18 protein-coding genes are annotated in these 20,555 nt (G+C 66.6%); 6 read left to right on the top strand and 12 right to left on the bottom strand.

The annotated features are described in order from the left end of the window. Positions 1-297 precede the first annotated feature (297 nt). Together G7Z99_RS04010 and G7Z99_RS04005 are read right to left on the bottom strand one after the other, a co-directional pair. Positions 298-1,617, bottom strand: a complete 1,320-nt coding sequence (locus G7Z99_RS04010) for an LLM class flavin-dependent oxidoreductase (RefSeq protein ID WP_181092279.1) — start codon at positions 1,615-1,617, stop codon at positions 298-300. Positions 1,618-1,647: 30 nt separating this feature from the next. Beyond that, on the bottom strand, positions 1,648-2,598 hold the full coding sequence (locus tag G7Z99_RS04005) for an ABC transporter substrate-binding protein (protein WP_181092277.1): 951 nt from the start codon (positions 2,596-2,598) through the stop codon (positions 1,648-1,650). Between the two features lie 274 nt (positions 2,599-2,872). On the opposite strand from G7Z99_RS04005, the gene G7Z99_RS04000 reads away from it, so the two are divergent. Beyond that, positions 2,873-3,481 carry a cysteine dioxygenase family protein gene (locus tag G7Z99_RS04000; RefSeq protein ID WP_181092275.1) on the top strand — a complete coding sequence of 203 codons (609 nt, stop codon included), beginning with the start codon at positions 2,873-2,875 and terminating at the stop codon, positions 3,479-3,481. Continuing rightward, the gene (locus tag G7Z99_RS03995; RefSeq protein ID WP_181092273.1) at positions 3,478-5,061 is read left to right on the top strand and encodes a rhodanese-related sulfurtransferase; all 1,584 of its coding nucleotides are present in this window, start codon (positions 3,478-3,480) and stop codon (positions 5,059-5,061) included. Before G7Z99_RS04000 ends, G7Z99_RS03995 begins: the two co-directional genes overlap by 4 nt. Before the next feature lie 15 nt (positions 5,062-5,076). Here G7Z99_RS03995 and G7Z99_RS03990 read toward each other — a convergent pair whose 3' ends face one another. Further along, on the bottom strand, positions 5,077-5,514 hold the full coding sequence (locus tag G7Z99_RS03990) for a rhodanese-like domain-containing protein (protein WP_181092271.1): 438 nt from the start codon (positions 5,512-5,514) through the stop codon (positions 5,077-5,079). Between the two features lie 98 nt (positions 5,515-5,612). Here G7Z99_RS03990 and ftrA point away from each other — a divergent pair, with 98 nt between their 5' ends. From ftrA to G7Z99_RS03975, 3 genes are all read left to right on the top strand, one after another. Beyond that, a complete protein-coding gene (gene ftrA / locus G7Z99_RS03985; RefSeq protein WP_181092269.1) occupies positions 5,613-6,569 on the top strand; it encodes a transcriptional regulator FtrA in 957 nt (318 codons plus the stop codon). 287 nt (positions 6,570-6,856) lie between these two features. After that, the gene (locus G7Z99_RS03980; protein WP_181092267.1) at positions 6,857-7,348 is read left to right on the top strand and encodes a DUF1543 domain-containing protein; all 492 of its coding nucleotides are present in this window, start codon (positions 6,857-6,859) and stop codon (positions 7,346-7,348) included. A 521-nt stretch (positions 7,349-7,869) separates the two neighbouring features. Next, entirely contained in the window at positions 7,870-9,246 is a 1,377-nt protein-coding gene (locus G7Z99_RS03975) for an APC family permease (protein WP_258196944.1), read from the top strand. 97 nt (positions 9,247-9,343) lie between these two features. Here G7Z99_RS03975 and G7Z99_RS03970 read toward each other — a convergent pair whose 3' ends face one another. The 4 genes from G7Z99_RS03970 to G7Z99_RS03955 all read right to left on the bottom strand — a co-directional run bounded on the left by G7Z99_RS03970 (position 9,344) and on the right by G7Z99_RS03955 (position 14,456). After that, positions 9,344-10,726, bottom strand: a complete 1,383-nt coding sequence (locus G7Z99_RS03970; protein ID WP_181092263.1) for an aspartate aminotransferase family protein — start codon at positions 10,724-10,726, stop codon at positions 9,344-9,346. 44 nt (positions 10,727-10,770) lie between these two features. Then, positions 10,771-11,616 carry a helix-turn-helix domain-containing protein gene (locus G7Z99_RS03965; protein WP_181092261.1) on the bottom strand — a complete coding sequence of 282 codons (846 nt, stop codon included), beginning with the start codon at positions 11,614-11,616 and terminating at the stop codon, positions 10,771-10,773. Positions 11,617-11,799: 183 nt separating this feature from the next. Then, positions 11,800-12,795, bottom strand: coding sequence for an ABC transporter substrate-binding protein (locus tag G7Z99_RS03960; RefSeq protein ID WP_258196953.1), 996 nt, complete (start codon positions 12,793-12,795; stop codon positions 11,800-11,802). A gap of 170 nt (positions 12,796-12,965) precedes the next feature. Beyond that, complete coding sequence (locus tag G7Z99_RS03955; RefSeq protein ID WP_181092257.1) at positions 12,966-14,456, bottom strand: aldehyde dehydrogenase; 1,491 nt, start codon at positions 14,454-14,456, stop codon at positions 12,966-12,968. Positions 14,457-14,687: 231 nt separating this feature from the next. Between G7Z99_RS03955 and G7Z99_RS03950 the strand changes: the two genes are divergently transcribed. Further along, the gene (locus G7Z99_RS03950; RefSeq protein WP_181092255.1) at positions 14,688-15,605 is read left to right on the top strand and encodes a LysR family transcriptional regulator; all 918 of its coding nucleotides are present in this window, start codon (positions 14,688-14,690) and stop codon (positions 15,603-15,605) included. Positions 15,606-15,644: 39 nt separating this feature from the next. Here G7Z99_RS03950 and argE read toward each other — a convergent pair whose 3' ends face one another. The 5 genes from argE to G7Z99_RS03925 all read right to left on the bottom strand — a co-directional run bounded on the left by argE (position 15,645) and on the right by G7Z99_RS03925 (position 20,470). Further along, a complete protein-coding gene (gene argE / locus G7Z99_RS03945; protein WP_181092253.1) occupies positions 15,645-16,802 on the bottom strand; it encodes an acetylornithine deacetylase in 1,158 nt (385 codons plus the stop codon). Continuing rightward, positions 16,795-17,472, bottom strand: a complete 678-nt coding sequence (locus G7Z99_RS03940; RefSeq protein ID WP_181092251.1) for a DUF1028 domain-containing protein — start codon at positions 17,470-17,472, stop codon at positions 16,795-16,797. The genes argE and G7Z99_RS03940 overlap by 8 nt, the downstream gene beginning before the upstream one ends. Before the next feature lie 114 nt (positions 17,473-17,586). Beyond that, positions 17,587-18,012, bottom strand: coding sequence for a RidA family protein (locus G7Z99_RS03935; protein WP_181092249.1), 426 nt, complete (start codon positions 18,010-18,012; stop codon positions 17,587-17,589). Positions 18,013-18,070: 58 nt separating this feature from the next. Continuing rightward, the gene (locus G7Z99_RS03930; RefSeq protein ID WP_181092247.1) at positions 18,071-19,345 is read right to left on the bottom strand and encodes a flavin-containing monooxygenase; all 1,275 of its coding nucleotides are present in this window, start codon (positions 19,343-19,345) and stop codon (positions 18,071-18,073) included. 240 nt (positions 19,346-19,585) lie between these two features. Then, positions 19,586-20,470 carry a homocysteine S-methyltransferase family protein gene (locus tag G7Z99_RS03925; RefSeq protein ID WP_181092297.1) on the bottom strand — a complete coding sequence of 295 codons (885 nt, stop codon included), beginning with the start codon at positions 20,468-20,470 and terminating at the stop codon, positions 19,586-19,588. Between the last annotated feature and the right edge of the window lie 85 nt (positions 20,471-20,555).

Below are 20,555 nucleotides of genomic sequence, written 5' to 3'. Positions count from 1 at the left end.
CGTACAAACAGATCGTCTGTGCGGCCATGCGCAAGCTGCTGCACCTGGTGTATGGCGTGGTGAAATCCGACAAACCGTTCGACCCTCAGATCGCACTTGCGATGTGAGGATCAAGACGGTATCTACACCCGCCGCAGTGGCATAGGGAATCGCGGCCCCATGTGGAAGCGGCCCCTGCCGGAGCGCCGGACCGACCGCGATTGGGCCCGCAGGGCCCACAAAATCCTGTAATTATTTACTTTTAAATCAATAATTTATTTTATTTTCTATGAGAGCTGGCTTGCCTGTGAGCGCGATCTAGCGCCGGAATGCCGGAATCGCCAGCCCCAGGCTGTCGCGCAGGGTCGTGCCCTCGTACGCCGTGCGGTACAGCCCCCGCTCCTGAAGCAGCGGCACCACCTGCTCGGTGAAGCGCCGGAACTGCTCCGGGTGCCCGATGTAGAGGTTGAACCCGTCCAGGGCCCGCGCCTCGAACCACTCGGCCATCTTGGCCGCCACGGTCCGGGCCGAGCCGACGAACGCCCCTGGCCGCAACTGACGGCTGAACTCGACCGCCTGGCGCAGGCTGAAGCCCTTATCCCGAGCCTGGTCGGCGATGCGCTTGGCATTGGTGAAGAAGCTGCTGCGCGCCGACTCCAGGCTCTGCTGCGGGAAAGGTGCATCCAGGTCGTACTGACTGAAGTCATGCCAGCCGAAGTTGCGTCCGAACTCCTTGAGCGCCAGCTCGAAACTGTGATCGACCCGGTGATAATGACGCTCGATCTCGCGCGCGTGCGCATCATCGTCCCCGACGTAGATCTCCGCGCCCGGCAGCACCAGCAGTTGCTCGGGGTCACGCCCCAGGCGAGCGGCCCGTCCCTTGATGTCGCGGTAGAACGCCTGCCCCTGCTCGAGGCTTGCCGCATGGGTAAATACCACATCGGCCGTGGCCGCACCCAGGTCGCGTCCCTGTTCGGAATCCCCGGCCTGGAAGATCACCGGTTGGCCCTGAGGCGAGCGCTGGATGTTCAACGGGCCGGTCACCGAAAAGTGCTCGCCCTTGTGGTGCAAGGCATGCAGCTTGGTCGGGTCGAGGAAACGCCCCGTGGTCCGATCGCGCGGGAAGGCGTCCTCCTCGTAGGAGTGCCACAGCGCCTGCACCACTTTCACGTGCTCTTCGGCCCGGGCGTAGCGCGTGTCGTAGTCGTAATGCTCGTCCAGCCCATAGTTGCCGGCGGTACCGGCGTCGCCACTGGTCACCACGTTCCAGCCCGCGCGCCCCTTGCTGATCAGGTCCAGCGAGGCCAATCGGCGCGCGACGTTGAAAGGCGCGTTGTAGGAGGTGGTCAGGGTGCCGACCAGCCCCAGGTGGCGGGTGGTGACGGCCAGCGCCGACAGCAAGGTCAGCGGCTCCAGGCGGTTGAGGTAGTGGGACGGCGAGCCCGGGGTGATGAACTGGCTGTCGACGATGAACATCAGGTCGAACAGCGCGCGCTCGGCCTGCTGGGCGATCTCGATGTACCAGTCGATGTTGACGCTGGCGTCGGCCGGCAGCGCCGGGTCGAGCCACAGGTTGTGCCGGCCGGGGCCACCACAGCCCATGGTCAGGGCGCCGAGTTTGATCTGTCGTGTGCGCATGGGGTCTCCTTGGACGTCGCGGTCGTGGGTTCAGGGGTGGCGGTCGGCGTGGCCCAGGGCCGCACCGAAGGAGGTGTCGAACAGGGTCTTGGCCGGATAGGCCTTGATCAACCCGAGCCCGGCGAAGAAGTCCACGGTCTTCTGGGCATCGGCGATCACCTGGGGCGTCAGCGGCGCCAGGTCGGTCCGCGCGCGGGCGAACCAGGCGCGGGCGATGTCACGGTCGGCCCGGGTGCGCCTGGCCCAGGCATCGGCATAGGCCTCGGTGTGGGCCGGGTCGCTCAAGGCCCAGCCACGGGCTTTCTTGAGCCGCTCGAGAAAATCGCTGATCTGCGCACGTTTCTGCTCGGCCGACGCCTGATTGGCCACCACGAAGCTCTGCGCCGGAATCAGCCCGTCAGCGGTTGCCAGCACCCGGGCGCCCTGACGCTCTTGCTGGGTGACGTAGGGCTCCCAAGTGGCGATCACGTCCACCGAGCCACCGTCCAGGGCATGCGAGGCGTCCAGCGCGCTGAGGTAGCGCAGCTCGAGGTCATCACGAGGCACGCCGGCCTTGTCCAGGGCGCTGAACAGCAGCTGCTGGCTCCACGAGCCTTTCCAGATGGCCGCACGCTTGCCGCGCAGGTCCTGCAGGCTGTGGATCGACGACTCCTTGCGGGCCAGGATGGCCACGCCTGCGAGGTTCTGGCGACTGACCGCGATCACCTTGATCGGCGCACCGAGCGCCCCGAGAAACAGCGGTGGCGCATCGCCCAGCAGGCCGATGTCGAGGCTGCCCACATTGAGCGCTTCGGCCACCGGGGAGCCTGCGGTGAACTGCTTCCAGTCCAGGGTATAGGGCAGGTCGTCGAGCACCCCTGCCGCTTCCATCACGGCACGGGCGTTATAGCTTTGGTCACCGACGACCAGGGTCTGCGCGGCGGTGGCCAGGCTGAAGGTGGTGGCCAGCACGGTGGCAGCCAGGTGTTTGAGGTAGCGCACGGTCGTCTCCTGATGCCCAGGCGTGGGCGGTAAGGACGATCCGCGTGCGCGGTCTCATCGTGTAGTGTTATAGCGAGAAAGAATCGTTGATTGGCTTTTAATAATCTAAAGCCCTTAAAGGAGGCTGTGAAATGCGCATTGGTTATAACCTGATGCCTTTTTCAGATGCGCTAATTGATGCATGAAACGCATATTAGCTTAGTATTATTTTGCATTTATAGAATATAAAGAAGTTTGCTAGGGTTCAGGCACACCCGAACACCGAGCCCGAACCATGACCGAACCCCTGCGCTTGCAGCGCTTGCGCCACTTCATCGATCGCCTGGCCACGTTACTCGACGCGCAGCCCGACGAGACCACCCTGCTCGATCGCGGCCAGGGCCTGCTGGCGGACCTCGTGCGCCACGACGACTGGCTGCCGGAAGACCTTGCCCAGCCCGACCCGGAACGCTACCGGCAATACCTGCTGCATTGCGATTCGCGCCAGCGGTTCTCGGTGGTGAGCTTCGTCTGGGGGCCTGGACAGCGTACCCCGATCCACGACCACCAGGTCTGGGGGCTGATCGGCATGCTCCGCGGCGCGGAGCTCTCGCAGGGCTTCGTGCACGATGACCACGGCGGGCTGGTGCCCGACGGTGCCGCAGTACGGCTCGTGCCTGGCCAAGTGGAGGCCGTGTCCCCCTGCATCGGCGACATTCACCAGGTGAGCAATGCCTTCACCGACCAGGTGTCGATCAGCATCCACGTCTATGGCGGCAACATCGGCGCGGTCCGGCGCGCGGTGTACGCCCCCGACGGCAGCGCCCGACCGTTCATTTCCGGCTACTCCAACGCCTCCCTTCCCAACCTCTGGGACCTGTCCAAAGAGAACCTTGCCCCATGACCTTCCCCCTTGTCCGGTCGTACCACGACATCCGCCGCGCCTTGCTGGCCCACGAAGAGCTGGCCCTGGTCGACGTGCGTGAAGAAGACCCGTTCGCCCAGGCGCATCCCCTGTTCGCTGCCAACCTGCCTTTGTCCAGGCTCGAGCTGGAGGCCTATGCCCGCATCCCCCGGCGTGACACGGCCATCACCGTCTACGACGACGGCGAAGGGCTCGCGGCCGTCGCCGCACAACGCCTGCGGGCACTGGGCTACCGCGACGTCGCCGTGCTCGACGCCGGGCTGGAAGGCTGGCGCGCTGCCGGTGGCGAGCTGTTTCGCGACGTCAACGTGCCGAGCAAGGCCTTCGGCGAACTGGTGGAAAGCGTGCGGCACACGCCGTCCCTGGCCGCCGACCACGTCCAGGCGCTGCTCGACGACAAGGCCGACGTGGTGGTGCTCGATGCCCGCCGTTTCGACGAGTACCAGACCATGAGCATCCCAGGCGGCATCAGCGTGCCGGGCGCCGAGCTGGTGCTGCGCGTCGCCGAACTGGCCCCGAACCCGACGACCCAGGTGATCGTCAACTGCGCCGGGCGCACCCGCAGCATCATCGGCACCCAGTCGCTGGTCAATGCGGGCATTCCCAACCCCGTGGCGGCGCTGCGCAACGGCACCATCGGCTGGACCCTGGCAGGCCAGACGCTGGCCCACGGCCAAGACCGCCGTTTCGCCGCCGTCGCCCCGCAGACCCAGGACCAGGCGGCTCGCCAGGCCCGCACGGTGGCCGACCAGGCCCACGTCCTGCGCCTGGACCGTGCCGGACTGGCGCGCTGGCAGGCCGACACCGGCCGCACCACCTACCTGTTCGATGTGCGTACTCCCGAGGAGTACAACGCCGGCCACCTGCCCGGCAGCCGCTCGACACCGGGCGGGCAGCTGGTGCAGGAAACCGACCACGTCGCCAGCGTGCGCGGCGCGCGCCTGGTCCTGGTGGACGACGATGGCGTGCGCGCCAACATGACCGCCTCCTGGCTGGCCCAGATGGGCTGGCAGGTCGCCGTGCTCGACGGCCTGACCGCGGCGGATTTCAGCGCTCAGGGCGACTGGCAGCCTCCCTTGCCCGCGCGGCCCGAGGTCGATGAGATCGACGTCGAGCAGCTGGCGCGCTGGCTGCAGGACGACGGCACCGTGCTGCTGGACCTCACCACCAGTGGCCACTACGTCGCGCGCCACATCCCCGGTGCCCACTGGGCGATCCGTGCCCAGTTGCCTGCGGCCCTGGAGCGCGTGCCACAGGCCGAGCGCTACGTGCTGACCTGCGGCAGCAGCCTGCTGGCCCGCTTCGCTGCCCGTGACCTGCAGGCGCTGACGCGTACGCCGGTCCACGTGCTCGCCGGCGGCACCGCGGCGTGGATCGCGGCAGGCCGTCCCGTGGACAGCGGTGAAACCCACCTCGCCGTCGCGCGCAGCGACCGCTATCGACGTCCCTACGAGGGGACCGACAACCCGCGCGAGGCGATGCAGGGCTATCTGGACTGGGAGTTCGGCCTGGTCGCTCAGCTCGAACGTGACGGGACGCACGGGTTCACGGTGATCTGACCCCGCCTCTCAGGCTCAGCATGCGCAGGACGCCGACGTCGGCGCCTGCCCGAAGGCGGGCCCCGTCGACAGGGCGAACCCTTCGTCGAGCCAGCCGGTGATGCCCCCGAGCATTTCCTTGACCCCATGCCCGAGCTGAGCCAGGCGTGCGGCGGCGCGGTGGGCGCCGTTGCAGTGCGGCCCTGCACAGTAGACGACGAACAGGGTTCCGGCAGGAAACGCCCCCAGGCGCTCGGCCGTGAGGGTCCTGGTGGGCATGTTCAGCGCGCCAGGGACGTGACCGGCCGCGAAGGCCTCGGCGCTGCGCACATCGACCAGTACGAAGTCGACCTGGCCGGCCTGCTGGCTGTGGTGCACGTCGGAACAGTCGGTCTCGAAACGCAGGCGCTCGCTGAAATGCGCGAAGGCTTCATCGGCAGCGGCAGGCGGGGTGTGGGTGATCAGGCTGGGCATGGCATCGCTCCTGGCGAAGTGAGGGTCGGCCCACTGTAGGCGGGCTGCCGAGTGCGCTACAGTGGCGAACTCGACAGCCATCGGGAATTTCCCGCCAAATGCACGACGCACCCGGCTTGATCGCCATCCTGGCCTACGATGGCCTCTGCACCTTCGAATTCGGCATTGCCATCGAGATCTTCGCGCTGCCACGACCGGAGTTCGACTTCCCCTGGTACCGGCATTGCGTGGTGGCGGTCGACCCCGGCCCCCTGCGGGCGCTGGGTGGTTTCACGGTCAGTGCCGACGGCGGCCATGAAGCGCTGCGCGAGGCGCACACCATCATCGTGCCTGGCTGGCGGAACCGTGCCGAGCGCCCACCCCAGGCCCTGCTGGACGAACTGCGCCGTGCCCATGCGCGCGGCGCCCGGCTGTTGTCCATCTGCTCCGGCGCATTCGTGCTGGCCGCCGCCGGGCTGCTCGATGGCAAGCGTGCGACCACGCATTGGCGTTACTGCGAAGAGCTGGCCGCGCGCTTCCCCGCCCTTGTGGTAGACCCTGCCGTGCTCTACGTGGGCGACGGGCAGGTGATCACCTCAGCCGGCAGTGCGGCGGGCATCGACGCCTGCCTGCACCTGGTCGAGCGCGACTTCGGCGCCCAGGTCGCCAACACCGTGGCTTGTCGCCTGGTCATGGCCCCGTTGCGTGCCGGCGGGCAGGCGCAGTTCATCCCCGCGCCGGTGGCCCAGACGCCACGGCAGGACCTGGCCGCACTGCTGGACTGGGCGCGAACGCGCCTGCACGAACCGCTGACCCTGCGCCACCTGGCAGCCAAGGCCTTGATGAGCGAGCGCACGTTGCTGCGCCGCTTCCACGAGGCGACCGGCATGAGCCCCAAACGCTGGCTGCAGCATGCACGCCTGGCGCAGGCACGCGCACTGCTCGAGCACCGTACGCTCGACCTCGAACGCATCGCCGAGCGCTGTGGGTTCGCCTCGGTCGACAGTTTCAGGGTGGCGTTTCGCAAAGAGGTCGGCGTGGCGCCTTCGGCGTACCGGGACAGTTTCGGCCATTGAGTCTATGGTACTCGATGAGTTCTGCCGCCCGGTCTGGCAGCCCAGCCGTGATCATCGCACCCTCCGCCACGTAGGCGTTGCAGCGTGGTGTAGCTGCTCATACAAGCCGAATGGCGTGCAGTTGGCGTGCAGTTCGTCCAAGTGGCCAGGCACCGGGGCCTTGGCTGGTTAGGGTCTGCGCGGCGATTGAGATAAATTGGGTGGCTTGACCCTTTCGCCCTGCCCACGCACGTGACTTCGGCCAAGACCTGCAAGGACATGGCCGTACCCGCCCAGAGGACTCTCCCATGCTCTACATCGTCATGCTCGGCGGCCGTCATCCACGCGCCAGCATCGAAGTCCACGACGTGGTCTTCGTCCAGGGCAGCGCCCTGGTACCGCTCTACCCGGATCTGCGCCGCGCCTGGTTCGGCAGCCCCAAGGGCCTGCACATCGATTCCTGGCTGGAAGTCGACGGCATCGACGGCTATCGCGTGGCCTTCAGTCAGGCGGCGCCAGCGCCGGGCGCGCCTCGGCTGTTCTTCCTCAACCTGGGCGGCTATGAACCGCACACGTTCGGCGAGGCCCACCGCTACGTGCTGCTGGTCGCCCCGGACAAGGCCACCGCCAAGCGACTCGGCAAGCGGCACATGGCGTCGAGCTGGTTCAAGCCGCACACCGATGCGGTGCTGGACGTGGACGACTGCCTGCCGATCGACCACGTCGGTGGGCGCTATGTGCACCTGGTGGAAGACGCCCACCGCGGTATCGCCCAGTACAGCGACTACATCCTGCTCTAGCGTGCCCCTCAGGGCTCGGCAACGACAGCGGCAGCGCGCATGTGGGCACTGTCATCAGGCAGCTGCCACACGGGGCGCGACAGCCGCGGTGCATGCCTTGCGAGCACGCTGTCGGTGCGGCCGTGAACCGCGTCGCGCCAAGGCCGGGCGCCGATGCCGCGTCTTCACCCTATAGGGTGATGTTGCGCCCAGGGGCAGTATGGGAGCATTCGTCGAGCCCTGCCGATGGCCCGGATCGGTCCCCGCCAGGGCGGCCCCGCTCTCCCTCAGTGTCTTGATAAAACGAGAACAACATCATGACCCCATGCCTTGCACGCCGTCGTCTCATCGCCGCTCGCCTTCGCGCGACCCCGCGATGACCCACCCTCAGGGCCACGCCGGTCGGCGCCCCTGACCCATGCCGCTCACCTTGACCTTGCTGTGACCTGCGCAGGTCGGTCCTCGATCGACCCTCAAGCCTTCGCGTGGATCGAGCCTGCTCGCAGACCGCAGCGTCCTGTACGTCCTTCCAGGAGCTAGCCATGCAGACAACAACACTTATAAAGCCGCCCCTTGCCCCTAGCGCAGCACCCTCACCCACCTTTGGCCGCTTCCGAAAGTCCATGGGCATGACCGCGCTGGTGCTGTTCGGCCTCGCCTACATGGTTCCCCTGGCGGTCTTCTCCGCCTATGGGCTGGTCGCGCAGACCACGGCGGGCCACTTGCCTGCAGCGTATGCGCTCACCCTGGGCGCCATGCTGCTGACGGCGTACAGCTATGGCCGCATGGTGCAGGCCTACCCCTATTCCGGTTCGGTCTACACCTACACACGGCGGACCTTCGGGGCCTGCGTCGGCTTCATGGCAGGCTGGACGCTGTTGCTCGACTACATCTTCCTGCCCTTGCTCAGCTATCTGCTGATCGGCATCTACATGTCCGAGCTGGTGCCGAGCGTCCCGGCCTGGATCTGGGTACTGGGCTCGATCGGGCTGGTGACCTGTCTGAACCTGATCGGTATCGAGTCGGTCACCCGGGTCAACTGGCTGCTGGTCGTCGCCCAGGTGGTCTTCATCGCCGTCTTCATCACGGCATCGGTGCACACGGTGGCCGGCCAGGCGCAGCCGGTCTCGTTGATCGCACCGCTCTATCACGAAGGGTTCAGCCCGTCGGCCATCATGGCCGGGGCGGCGGTGCTGTGCCTGTCGTTCGTGGGTTTCGACGCGGTCTCCACCCTGGTGGAGGAAACCCGCGACCCTATCCGGCGCATTCCTCGTGCGATCATGGCCGTGTCGCTGAGCGGTGGCGTGCTGTTTCTGGTGGTGTCCTACGTCGCCCAGTTGGTGCACCCGGACTGGGCGAGCTTCACCAACCCGGACGCGGCGCCGGTCGAGGTGATGCGCAGCGCCGGTGGGCAACTGTTGGCCAATGCCTTCACCGCGACGTACGTGGCGGGCTGCTTCGCGTCGGCCATGGTCTCGCAAGCCAGCGTGTCGCGCGTGCTGTTTGCCATGGGGCGTGATGGCGTGCTGCCGCGCAAGCTGGGGCAGCTGGTGACGAAGAAACGCGTCCCGGCCTGCGCGATCCTGCTGGTGGGGCTGGTCTCGCTGACGGCCCTGGCGATCAGCCTGGAAACGGTCGCCAACATGATCAGCTTCGGCGCACTGTGTGCGTTCTCGGCGGTGAACCTGGCGGTGATCAAGCATTACCTGGGCCATGAGGGCCTGCGCGACCCCAAGAGCCTGTTGCGCTATGGGCTGGTCCCGGGACTGGGGTTCATCAGCACCCTGTGGCTGTGGACCAGCCTGTCGAGCCTGTCGTTCACCATCGGGCTGTGCTGGATGGGTGCAGGCGTGCTGTTGCTGATGGGGCTGACGCGCGCATTCCGTGTGAAGCTGCCCGAGCTGCAGATGACCGAGTGAAGCCTGGGCTGCAGACCTTCGAGCACAGGGACATGCAAACGCAATAACGAAACAGGGCGGCCGAGGCCGCCCTGTTTCGTGAAGGGTCGCTGATGCGCTACAGCAGGCCCAGCAGCTTGGCGGTACGGTCCACGGCTATCCGCGTCTTGTCCACCAGTTCGTCCAGCTCACCGTGGTTGGCCACCAGCGCGGGGGCCATGATCATGCGGCCCAGGGTCGAACGGATGATCACCCCTTCTTCGAAACCGAACGTGCGGCACTGCCAGGCCAGGTCATTCTCGTTGGCGAAGCGCTTGCGCCGGGGCTTGTCCTCGGCGAACTGCAGCGCGGCCACCAGGCCGACCCCTTGCACCTGGCCGATCAGCGGGTGGTTGGTGAAGACCTCGCGCAGGATGCGCTGCAGGTAAGGCCCCGTATCGTCCTTCACCTGGCGCACGATGCCTTCGTCACGCAGCGCCTTGAGGTTGGCGATCGCCACGGCCGCCGCCACCGGGTGGCCCGAGTAGGTCAGCCCGTGGGCGAACACCCCGCCTCGTTCCACCAGCGCCTCGGCGATGCGTCTGCTCAAGACCAGCCCGCCCATGGGAACGTAGCCAGACGTCAGGCCCTTGGCGATGGACAAGGTATCCGGCTGGAAGCCGAAGTACTCGTGAGCGAACCATTCGCCCGTCCGGCCAAAGCCGCCGATCACCTCGTCGGCGCACAGCAGTACATCGTATTGACGGCAGATGCGCTGAATTTCAGGCCAGTAGCTCTCTGGCGGAAAGATCATGCCGCCAGCGCCCTGGAACGGCTCGGCAATGAAGCCGGCCACGTTCTCGGCGCCCAGCTCGAGGATCTTTTCTTCCAGTTGCAGCGCACACCGGCGGCCGAACTCGGCAGGCGACAGGTCGCCACCGGCGGCGTACCAGTAGGGCTCATCGATGTGCGCGATATCCGGGATCAGACCGCCCATCTCATGCATGAACTTCATCCCCCCCAGGGCCGTGGCCGCCAGGGTCGAGCCGTGATAGCCGTTCCAGCGGCCGATCATGACCTTCTTGCTCGGCTGGCCCACTACTTGCCAGTAACGGCGCACGGTCCTGATCAGGACTTCGTTGGCCTCGGAACCGGAGTTGGTGTAGATGGCGTGGCTGTAGTGGCTGGGCAGCAGGCTGAACAGCAACTCCGACAGCTCGATGACGGCCGGGTGCGTGGTGTGGAAGAACATGTTGTAGTACGCCAGCTGATCCATCTGCGCTGCGGCGGCGGCCGTCAGGTCCTTGCGTCCATAACCGAGCTGCGTGCACCACAGGCCGGACATGCCGTCCAGGTAGCGGTTGCCTTCGCTGTCCCACAGGTGCAGTCGCTCGCCACCGACCATCACGCGGGGGCCTTCGGCGTTGAGGGCCTTCTGGTCGAGGAAGGCGTGGATGTGGTGAGCCGCGTCACTGGTCTGATAGTCACGGGTCTGGCGCTTCGGTACGAAGGGGGCGTTCATGGAATAGTCCTTGTTGGTCTGAGGGTGGAGCCAGGCAGCCGCCGTTAGCGCGGCTTGCCCATGTAACTTTCCAGCGGGTCTTTGCCGAGCACGCCCTGGGCGTTGGCCAGCGCATCGATGAACAAGGCGAACAGCTCCGACTGCGTGCCGATGTCGAGCTTGGCGTAGACGTGCTTGCGGTGGGATTTGATGGTGTCTTCCGAGACGTTCAGGCGCTCGGCCAGGGATTTGGTCGAGTGGCCACGCAGGATCAGCTGGGCGATCCGGCATTCGCGCTCGGTCAGCAGGGAGGAGCCGAAGTTGCTCAAGGCGGCGTGGACCCGCTGCTCCCATACCTGCTCGACGCGACCGCCCCGCCCTTGGTAGCCGTCGAAGTGCTTGCCGAGCACGGCCAGTGCCCAAGGGGCGATGAGCGTGAAGCGTGCCTTGACGGCCTCGTCCAGGACATCGGTGAAGGCCAGCGACACCGCCAGGCTCAGGCCGTGCTCGAACTGCAGCACGTAGTTGATCTCATCCTCCAGGTGCGAATGCTGGTAGAACGCCTGGTAGTACTCACTGCGCGTGAAATGGTCCGGGGCCACATCGCTCAGGGTGAAGCAGCCCGAGCGTGCGGTTTCGATGCAGGCACCGTAGAACGGGTCCAGCAGGTAGAAGCCGGACAGGTAGCGCCTGACGTTGCCCTCCGGCAGCCAAGGCCCGTCCGCATCGCACTCGAACCAGGCCGACGGCACGCCATGGCGGGGATACAGGTAGACCGTGGTGGCTTTCACCGGGCCGAGCATGGCCAGGGCGTCGAGCAATGCCGTCACGAAGTGCGGTGAAGCGATGGCCTTCGTTACCTCGGCCATCGCCTCGAACCACTGGGGGGAAGTGAGTGGAGCGCTGTCCATGTGAGCATCCGCTGAAGGCGCCCGTCTGGCGAACTGCCTGGACGGTGAAGGAATGAGCGGATGATCACATAGGCCTTTGGGGGGGACCATCACCCTATAGGGTGAATGCGGAGCCTGCCGGGGGCGGGCCTTCGCACGCCCGGCGAGGGGTCGGCTCGCGTGCCGTGGAGCGGTGCGGGCCGCTCAACGCGCGGCCCAGGCGTTGAAGCGTTCCTCGAGTTCCTCGCCATGGTCCACCCAGAACTCGGCATCCACCAGCCGCGCCTGGGCCAGGTTGTCAGGTGCGGTGGGCAGCTGCGCCTGCACCTGGGCCGGTAGCTGGGCCAGGGCATCCTGGCGGATGGGGCCATAGGGGATCTGGCCGGAGAAGGCCTTCTGCGTGTCGGCCTGGCTGGCGAACACGATGAACCGCTCGGCCAGTGCCTTGTTCGGGCTGCCACGCACGATGGCCCAATGGTCGGGGTCGTACAGGCTGCCAGGCCAGACGATGGCGAGCCTGGAACCCTGCTGCTGCGCTGCGGCGATGCGACCGTTGTAGGCGGCCGACATCACGACGTCGCCTGCCACCAGCCACTGCGGCGGCTGCGCGCCCGCCTCCCACCATTGGATGCTGGACTTGATCTGATCGAGCTTCTTGAACGCACGGTTCACGCCTTCTGGTGTGCCCAGGACGGTGTACAGGTCTTCGCGTGCGACGCCGTCCGCCAGCAGCGCGACCTCCAGCGTGTACTTGGCGCCCTTGCGCAGGCCGCGCTTGCCCGGAAAACGCTGCGTGTCCCAGAAGTCCGCCCAGGAGGCAGGCGCGGTGCCGAGCTTTTGCGGGTTGTAGGCCAGCACCATCGACCAAACATAGCTCGCCACGCCACATTCGCTGACCGTGCCCGGCAGATAGCCGGAGGCATCGCCGAGCAGGGCCGGGTCGATCCGTTCGAACAACCCTGCCTCGCAACCGCTAATCAACTCGGGGCTTTCAACCTCGACCACATCCCAGGACACATGGCCGACATCGACCATGGCCTTGACCTTGGACAACTCACCGTTGTATTCGCCGGCGACCACCCGGCCCGCGCCACTGCGCTCGAAGGGCTGGAAATACGCGGCCTGCTGGGCCGCCTTGGTCGCGCCGCCGAACGAGATGACGGTCAGGCTGGGCTCGTCGCTCAGCACGGGAAGGCTCATGGCGCACAGCAGCGCGGTGCTCAACGATCGGGTAATGGTACGCATGGGGATGCCCTCACTCATTGTGGTTATGGTGGTGTAGAGGCAGCAGGGCCGGTCGGCCCGAGGCCTGGGCGTCATCGACGCCCGGGCATGGTCTTGTCAGGGCTGCAGCACGGCACGTGGCCGACTCAGCGGAACTGGAACCACGTCGTCTTGAGCTGGGTGTACTTGTCGAACGCGTGCAGCGACAGGTCACGGCCGAAACCGGACTGCTTCCCGCCGCCGAAAGGCACGGTCACGTCCAGCGCATCCATGGTGTTGACCGACACGGTGCCGGCCTTCAAGGCGCGTGCCACGCGGTGAGCACGGTTCAGGTCATCGCTCCAGACGGACGCTGCCAACCCATAGATGCTGTCATTGGCCAGCCTGACGGCCTGCGCTTCGCTGTCGAAGACGCTGATCGCCAGCACCGGGCCGAAGATCTCCTCGCGTGCGATCGACGCGTCGTGGGCCACGTTGCCGAAGATCGTCGGCTGGATGAAATTCGAGGACCCGTTGATGCGCATCTGCTCGCCGCCCGTCAGGAGCGTGGCGCCCTCGCGCCGGGCCTGATCGATTGCCTGCAGGATGCGGGTGGTCTGGGCGCTGTCGACGATGGCCCCGGCGGCGCTCGCCGGGTCGAGGGGATCGCCCGGCAGCCAGGCGCGGGATTTTTCGATCACCCGCTCGACGAACGCCTCGTAGATCGAACGCTGCACGTACAGCCGCGAGTTGGCCGAGCAGACCTCACCCTGGTTGAAGAAGATGCCTGCCGCGGCCTTCTCGGCGGCCAGGTCCAGGTCCTGGCAGTCGTCGAAGACCAGGTTGGGGCTCTTGCCGCCGCACTCCAGCCAGACCTGCTTGAGGTTGGACTGCGCGGCGTACTGCATGAAGTACTTGCCCACCTGGGTCGAGCCGGTGAAGACCAGGCAATCGACGTCGGGGTGCAGGCCCAGGGCCTTGCCTGCCTGCTCACCGAGCCCCGGCACCACGTTCAGCACGCCTTCGGGAATGCCCGCCTCCAGTGCCAGCTCACCCAGACGAAGGGCCGAGAACGGGGACTGCTCGGCCGGTTTGAGCACCACGCTGTTGCCCGCTGCCAGCGCGGGCGCCAGCTTCCAGGCGGCCATGTCGAGGGGGAAGTTCCAGGGCACCACCGCGGCCACCACACCGAGCGCTTCGCGGGTGATGGTCGCCAGGGCATTCGCCGCCGTGGGGGCCACCTGGTCGTAGACCTTGTCCAGTGCCTCGCCGTACCAGGCGAACACGCCGGCGGCGCCGGGCACGTCGATCGTGTAGGCATCCATGACCGGCTTGCCCATGTTCAGCGAATCCAGCAGCGCCAGCTCTTCACGGTGCGCCAGCAGCAGGTCGGACAGCCGCAGCAGCACCCGCTTGCGCTCGGCCGGCGCCATGCGCGCCCAAGGCCCGTGCTCGAAGGCGCGCCGTGCCGCGCGCACGGCACTGTTCACCTCGTCGGTGCCACAGGCTGCCACCTGCGCCAGTCGCTGCTGGGTGGCGGGGTTGATCGCTTCGAAGGTCGCGCCATCGGCCGCCGCCACCTGGCGGCCGTCGATGAGCGCATTGACGATGAAGGATTGGCGGGCGGCACGTTGCTGCCAGTAAGTGAGATCGAACACGCAAGGCTCCCTACGTCGACTGTCGACACGGTTCAGTGGGTCATTCAGGTACGAGGGATGGTGCGCCAGTATCGCGTGCAGGCAAATTAGTAAAAATGTTCTTCAGTCCAATCAAAAAGCTGGCCTGGCACGGCGCCACCTGTGGCGTGGCTGAGGTAAGGTGAGCGCTCACCCGCAGTGACTCTAACCGCCACGGACACTTGCCCCGTGGCCTGGCCTTCGAGGGAACCCGTGGCGTCCTATACCCTGAGACAACTCAAGTACTTCGTGACCACCGTCGAGGCCGGAAGCGTCGCCGAGGCCTCGCGTCAGCTGTACATCGCGCAGCCCTCCATCTCGACCGCCATCAAGAGCCTCGAAGAGAATTTCGGCGTTCAACTGTTCATTCGGCACCACGCCCAGGGCGTCTCGCTGACGCCGAGCGGCAAGCGCTTTTACCAGAAGGCCCAGGAGCTGCTGCGGGTCTCCCACGAGTTCGAGCAGAACGCACTGGCCGACAACGACATGGTGGCCGGGCAGATCGACATCGGCTGCTTCGAGACGGTCGCGCCGCTGTACCTGCCCCAGTTGATCGCCGAGTTTCGCGTGCGCTACCCGGGCGTGCACATCCGGTTGCGTGACGGTGACCAGCAGGAACTCGTCCAGGGGCTGACGGCAGGGACCTTCGATGTGGCCTTCCTGTACGAGCACGAGCTGGACAACACCATCGAAACCGAACCGCTGATGCCGCCTCAGAAACCCTACGCCCTGCTCCCCGCGGGCCACCGCTATGCCGGGCAGTCGCAGGTGTCGCTGCGCGACCTGGTCAGGGAGCCGATGATCCTGCTCGATGTGCTACCCAGCCGAACCTACTTCGTCAGCCTGTTCCATGAGCTGGGCCTGACCCCGAACATCGTGTTCGGCTCGCCGTCGATCGAAATGGTGCGTGGCATGGTGGGCCAGGGCTTTGGTTTCTCGTTGCTGGTCACCCGTCCGCATTCGACCTCCACCTACGACGGCAAGCAGGTCGTGGCCGTCGATGTGGCCGAGCCGGTGACGGCCTCGGGCCTGGTCAGCGCACGCCTGCGCAAGGGGCAGTTGACCAAGCCCGCGCAGCTGTTCGTCGATTTCTGCCGCGAGCGGCTGACGGCGATGAGCCACGTGTCATGAAACGCGCCTGCGGCGTCGATCGACGCTGCAGGCGCGCGCTCAGCGGCTCAGGTAGTCCGCCAGGCGGACCAGCATCGCGTCGCAGTGGTCGAGTTGCTCGACCGTGATGAACTCGTCTGGCTTGTGTCCCTGCTCCATGCTGCCAGGGCCGCACACCACCGTGGGAATGCCGGCGGCCTCGAACAGCCCGCCTTCGGTCCCGAACGCGACGGTGCCGAAGTCGCTCGAACCGCAGACGTGCGCCAGGATGCGCGCCGCCTCGCTGTCCGGCGCGGTGGCCAGCCCAGGGTAGGCGCTCAGGGGCGTCATCCGAATGTCGGTCTGTGGGTCGACGGCGTGCATGCGGGGCAGCAGCTGCGTCGACGCATACCGCTCCAGCGCGTGCACCACGTGCCGGGCATCGACATCCGGCAAGGCGCGCACTTCGAAGTCGAAAGCGCACTCGGCCGGAACGATGTTCAATGCCCGCCCTCCCTGGATCAGGCCGGTCTGGATGGTCGAGAACGGTGGATCGAAACGCGCGTCGTGTCGCTCCGGGCGGGCCAGTTCGTCGCCCAGCTCGCCCAGGTGCCCGATCAGCCTGGCCGCGTACTCGATGGCGTTGACGCCGTAAGGTGCATAGGCCGAGTGGCAGGCCGCACCGGTGACCTGGCAGCGCATGGCCAGCTTGCCCTTGTGGCCCAATACCGGTTTGAGCTCGGTCGGCTCGCCGATCAGGCACAGCCCTGGCTTGCGGGGGCGCTGGGCCAGGTCGGCGAGCAGCGTACGCACCCCCAGGCAGCCCACTTCCTCGTCATACGAGAGCGCCAGATGGACCGGCACGCGCAGCGACCGGGCGAGGAACATCGGCACGGCGGCCAGCACACAGGCGATGAAGCCCTTCATGTCGGCCGTGCCGCGCCCGTACAACCGCCCGGCCGACTCGGACATCCGAAACGGCTCGACCGTCCAGGGCTGCCCGTCCACCGGCACCACATCGGTATGCCCCGACAGCACCACACCGCCGCCGATGTCCGGCCCGAGCGTGGCGAACAGATTGGCCTTGGTGCGCGTTTCGTCGAAGAACAGCTCGCAGGCTACGCCATGGCCGGCCAGGTACGCGCGCACGAACTCGATCAAGGCCAGGTTGGAGTCGCGGCTCACGGTCGCAAAACCGATCAGCCGTGCCAACAGGTCGCGGCTGGACGCCTCATTCATTGCCGGGCACCCCGTAGCTGGGCGCGGCGGTGGGGTCGAGCGCACGGGTCAGGTAGTCCTGCAGCTGCGGCTTGTAAGCCTGCCACAGGCCCTCCAGCTGGCCGATCGGGTCGTCATCCGCCCAGTCCACCCGCAGATCGACGATGGGCCAGACCAGGTCCCCCATCACCTTCAGGGCCGCCGAATGCACAGGCCCGGCTTCGCCTCCGGCGGCCATGGCGGCCTGCATGGCCGCCATCAACCGGTCAGCCAGTTGCCCCGGCGCGGCCTCGAAGGCCCGGACCAAGGCAGTGATCACCTCGGTACTGGTCAGCAGGTTACCGGCAGCGACACAGTGCTCGCCGGCCACGGCGTCATGAACGCCCAGCGTTTCGCTACCGCTGAACAGTGCGGTTCGACCCTGACCGTCGATCACCGTCACCTGACGGTACTGGCTCCAGCCGTTGGCCTGCAGCGCTTGCGCCAGGGCGGCCTGGGGGTCCTGCGCGGTCCTTTCCAGCCGGTCGAGGATCTCAGGCCCCAGCGCCGGCAGGGTCACGTTCTGGGTGGCGACCGCGCCGACGCCGGCACGTAGCCAAGGGCACCGTGCGCCCACGGCGATGCTCGATGAACTGATGGCGATACCAAGCTGGCCGGTTTCAGCGCAGCGCGCGACGATGGAAAACGTCATGTGAGGTTCCTTGCATTCGGTGAGGGGGGTGACCGTCTGATCCAGGCGGCACGGGATCGGCCAGGCACGTGCGCAATGCGTCGGCTGGACGCCCGGCGTGCTGGCCTGACGAGGTCACTGGGGGTTCGCCTCCTGCGGAATCACCGCGATCACATCGATTTCCATCAACCACTGCGGCTGCGCCAGTCCCGAGACGACCAACCCCGTGGAAATCGGAAAGACGCCCTTGAGCCACTTGCCCACCACCTGGTACACCGGCTCGCGGTATCGCGGGTCGGTGATGTAGGTGGTGGTCTTGACGATGTGGGAGAGGTCGCTGCCCGCTTCTTCCAGCAGCTGCTTGACGTTCTTCATCGCCTGCTCGGCCTGCGCGGCGGGGTCGCCCAGCCCGACCAGTCTGCCGTCGAAGTCCGTGCCCACCTGGCCCCGGACGTACACGGTGTCGCCTGCACGGACGGCCTGGCATAGGTCATTGTCCAGCGTCTGGTTGGGGTAAGTGGCCTTGGTGTTGAACATGCGGATGCGGGTATGCGTGGTCATCGTAGGTCGGGTCCTGTAGGAGGGGCTGCAGTGGAATGCGTCGAAGGCGAAGGCGCCCTCACTGGGCGCGTTGGCGCTCGGCCGCCTGGTGGTAATCCAGGTAGCTGCGTTGGGTGGCGATGTGCCCTGCAACGTGCTTGGCGTCGTGCCAGACCCCCCAGATGAAGGCCGAGCCGCGACGCGACAGCCAGGGCAGCCCGAGGAAGTACACGCCCGGCTCGCTGGAGATGCCGCGCTGGTGCCTGGGCTTGCCGTGCTCGTCGAAGGCGTCGACCTTCAGCCAGCTGTAGTCGACCGAATAGCCTGTCGCCCAGATGATCGAGGCGATGTCGGCCTGCGCCAGGTCGAGCGTGAGGATGGGATGCGTCACGCACTCGGGGTCTGGGTAGAGGGCGCGTGCCTCGGGCTCCTCCGGCAAGTCCAGGCCGTTGCGTTCGACATAGGCGTCGGCAGCGTCCAGCAGGGCCAGGTAGTTGGCGTCCCCGGCGGCCAGGTGGGTGACCAGGTCGTCCTGGAAGGTCACCGTGCCGTTGTCGAACGATCGGGTCAGGCCGACCAGGGTCATGCCTTGATGCGCCAGGCCGCGGAAGTCGATGGTGTGACCACCGCGCGCGCCGCTCACGGCGATGGTGACGTGCTCGCGCCCCTTCTTGACGGTCTCGGCGTCCCACTCGCCCAGGACGCCCAGCCACCAGCAGAAGTCGCGGCCGCGGTAGGCGCGGGGCGGACGATCGTGCGCCCCCACCGACAGGTACACCTTGCGCCCTGCACGTTGAAGCTCGTCGGCGATCTGCACCCCCGAGGAGCCTGCCCCGACGACCAGAACCGCGCCTTCGGGCAATTGCTGAGGGTCACGGTAAGCGGCGGAGTGAATCTGGTAGAGCCGTTCGTCCTTGGGAGCGATCGGCGGAATGACCGGTGTCTGGAACGGGCCGGTGGCGACGATCACGCGGGTCGCCTCGATCACGCCTTCGGAGGTGTCGACGGTGAAGCCCGGCGCGCCGACGTTGCGCGTCACGCGGGTGACCTCGACACCGGTCCGGATGGGGGCGTCGATCTGCTGGGCGTAGCGTTCGAAATAGGCGGCAACGCGGTCTTTGGAGGGGAAGGCGTCTGGCGCGAGGTCGTCGAACTGAAGACCCGGGAAGCGATCGTGCCAGGCGGGCCCATTGGCGACCAGGGAGTCCCAGCGCCCCGTGCGCCACGCTTCGGCGATACGCGCACGCTCCAGGACGAGGTGAGGGATACCCAGACTGCTCAGGTGCTCGCTTGCGGCGACGCCTGCCTGGCCAGCGCCTATGACGAGCGTGTCGATGTGTTGTTGTACGGGCATGTGTGCATCCTTCGAAAGGCCAACGGGCTCAGGTATGAACGAAGTGGGATGGCCCATTCTGTTCAGCGAACCGCCTTTGCGAAACGATGATTTTTATGGTGGTTGATGAGGAAAATGTTGCTTGGGGGTGCAGGTGAGGAGGATGCGCCGGTGTGGCGTCTTGCTGAGTGATGCGCGGCCGGTCCGGCGTCTCTCTGTCTGAATGCAGAAAGACGCCAGCGCCGCTACCGGTGCTACGCCTTAACGCAACCCACGACTCAGCTGTTCGATATGCTCCGGGCCGATCCCGCAGCACCCGCCCAGCACACTGGCGCCCTGCGCCCGCCATGCCTGGGCCCAGGTCAGGTACCCTGGCGGATCCAGGTCTTCACGCAGTTCGTCCAGGCCGTCGTTGGCCGTCGCCTCCTTGGGCTGTGGCGGGAAGGCATTGGCGTAGGCGCCGATCGCGATGTCGGCGTTCAGCCGCTCGATCACCGCACGCGCTGCCTCGATCGCTCCACCGATGACCTCTGGCTGGCTGCAGTTGAACAGCACCGTCTGGACGCCAAGGCTCGCCACGGCTTCGACCGCCTCGGCCACCGGCTGGCCGGAGCGCAGGCGTGGGGTCTCGTCGGTGTCTTCGTCCTGAAGCGTGAACGAGACCCAGCGCGGTTTGCCATCTTCGGGCAGATGGGCATGGAGGGCGCGCACCTCGTCGACGGCACTCTGGGTTTCCATCAGCCACAGGTCCACATGCGGCGACAGGCCCTCGACCAGAGGCGTCACCACCTCGGCGACGCGCGCCGGCTCGAACAGGTCCGGGCGGTACGAGCCGAACAACGGTGGCAGCGAGCCGGCGACCTGCACCGCGTGCGGGCTGGCATCGGCTGCGGTGCGTGCCAGGCGACCGGCCGTCTCGGCCAATTGCCGGCCTTCCTGGGCGAAACGCGCCTCACCGATATGGAACGGCACCACGGCGTAGCTGTTGCTGGTGATCACACGGGCACCGGCCTCGATGTAGGACGCATGCACGCCCACCACCGCGTCGGGGGCTTCGGTCAAGGCCAGGGCCGACCACTCGGGCTGCCGGAACGGCGCGCCGCTGCGTTGCAGTTCACGGCCCATGCCGCCGTCGAGAATGACCATCGCTCGCTGTTTCATATAACTACTCTGAAGGTGCTTATGAATAAAATTCACTAGGTACAGTACGTTTATAACTATTAAATAGCCA

It is taken from the genome of Pseudomonas entomophila (assembly GCF_013523165.1).
In the GTDB taxonomy this organism is placed as follows: domain Bacteria; phylum Pseudomonadota; class Gammaproteobacteria; order Pseudomonadales; family Pseudomonadaceae; genus Aquipseudomonas; species Aquipseudomonas entomophila_A.
Note: the sequence above shows the minus strand (reverse complement) of the source record. Positions and strands in the feature narration are given on the sequence as shown.

What these genes read in the sequence shown, in the direction of transcription:
- ftrA (WP_181092269.1), top strand. Translation starts at nt 5,613, where the DNA reads ATGCACGACGCACCCGGCTTGATCGCCATCCTGGCCTACGATGGCCTC.
- G7Z99_RS03980 (WP_181092267.1), top strand. Translation starts at nt 6,857, where the DNA reads ATGCTCTACATCGTCATGCTCGGCGGCCGTCATCCACGCGCCAGCATC.
- G7Z99_RS04000 (WP_181092275.1), top strand. Translation starts at nt 2,873, where the DNA reads ATGACCGAACCCCTGCGCTTGCAGCGCTTGCGCCACTTCATCGATCGC.
- G7Z99_RS03925 (WP_181092297.1), bottom strand. Translation starts at nt 20,470, where the DNA reads ATGGTCATTCTCGACGGCGGCATGGGCCGTGAACTGCAACGCAGCGGC.
- G7Z99_RS03975 (WP_258196944.1), top strand. Translation starts at nt 7,870, where the DNA reads ATGCAGACAACAACACTTATAAAGCCGCCCCTTGCCCCTAGCGCAGCA.
- argE (WP_181092253.1), bottom strand. Translation starts at nt 16,802, where the DNA reads ATGAATGAGGCGTCCAGCCGCGACCTGTTGGCACGGCTGATCGGTTTT.
- G7Z99_RS03940 (WP_181092251.1), bottom strand. Translation starts at nt 17,472, where the DNA reads ATGACGTTTTCCATCGTCGCGCGCTGCGCTGAAACCGGCCAGCTTGGT.
- G7Z99_RS03930 (WP_181092247.1), bottom strand. Translation starts at nt 19,345, where the DNA reads ATGCCCGTACAACAACACATCGACACGCTCGTCATAGGCGCTGGCCAG.
- G7Z99_RS03970 (WP_181092263.1), bottom strand. Translation starts at nt 10,726, where the DNA reads ATGAACGCCCCCTTCGTACCGAAGCGCCAGACCCGTGACTATCAGACC.
- G7Z99_RS03960 (WP_258196953.1), bottom strand. Translation starts at nt 12,795, where the DNA reads ATGAGCCTTCCCGTGCTGAGCGACGAGCCCAGCCTGACCGTCATCTCG.
- G7Z99_RS03990 (WP_181092271.1), bottom strand. Translation starts at nt 5,514, where the DNA reads ATGCCCAGCCTGATCACCCACACCCCGCCTGCCGCTGCCGATGAAGCC.
- G7Z99_RS03995 (WP_181092273.1), top strand. Translation starts at nt 3,478, where the DNA reads ATGACCTTCCCCCTTGTCCGGTCGTACCACGACATCCGCCGCGCCTTG.
- G7Z99_RS04010 (WP_181092279.1), bottom strand. Translation starts at nt 1,617, where the DNA reads ATGCGCACACGACAGATCAAACTCGGCGCCCTGACCATGGGCTGTGGT.
- G7Z99_RS03965 (WP_181092261.1), bottom strand. Translation starts at nt 11,616, where the DNA reads ATGGACAGCGCTCCACTCACTTCCCCCCAGTGGTTCGAGGCGATGGCC.
- G7Z99_RS03935 (WP_181092249.1), bottom strand. Translation starts at nt 18,012, where the DNA reads ATGACCACGCATACCCGCATCCGCATGTTCAACACCAAGGCCACTTAC.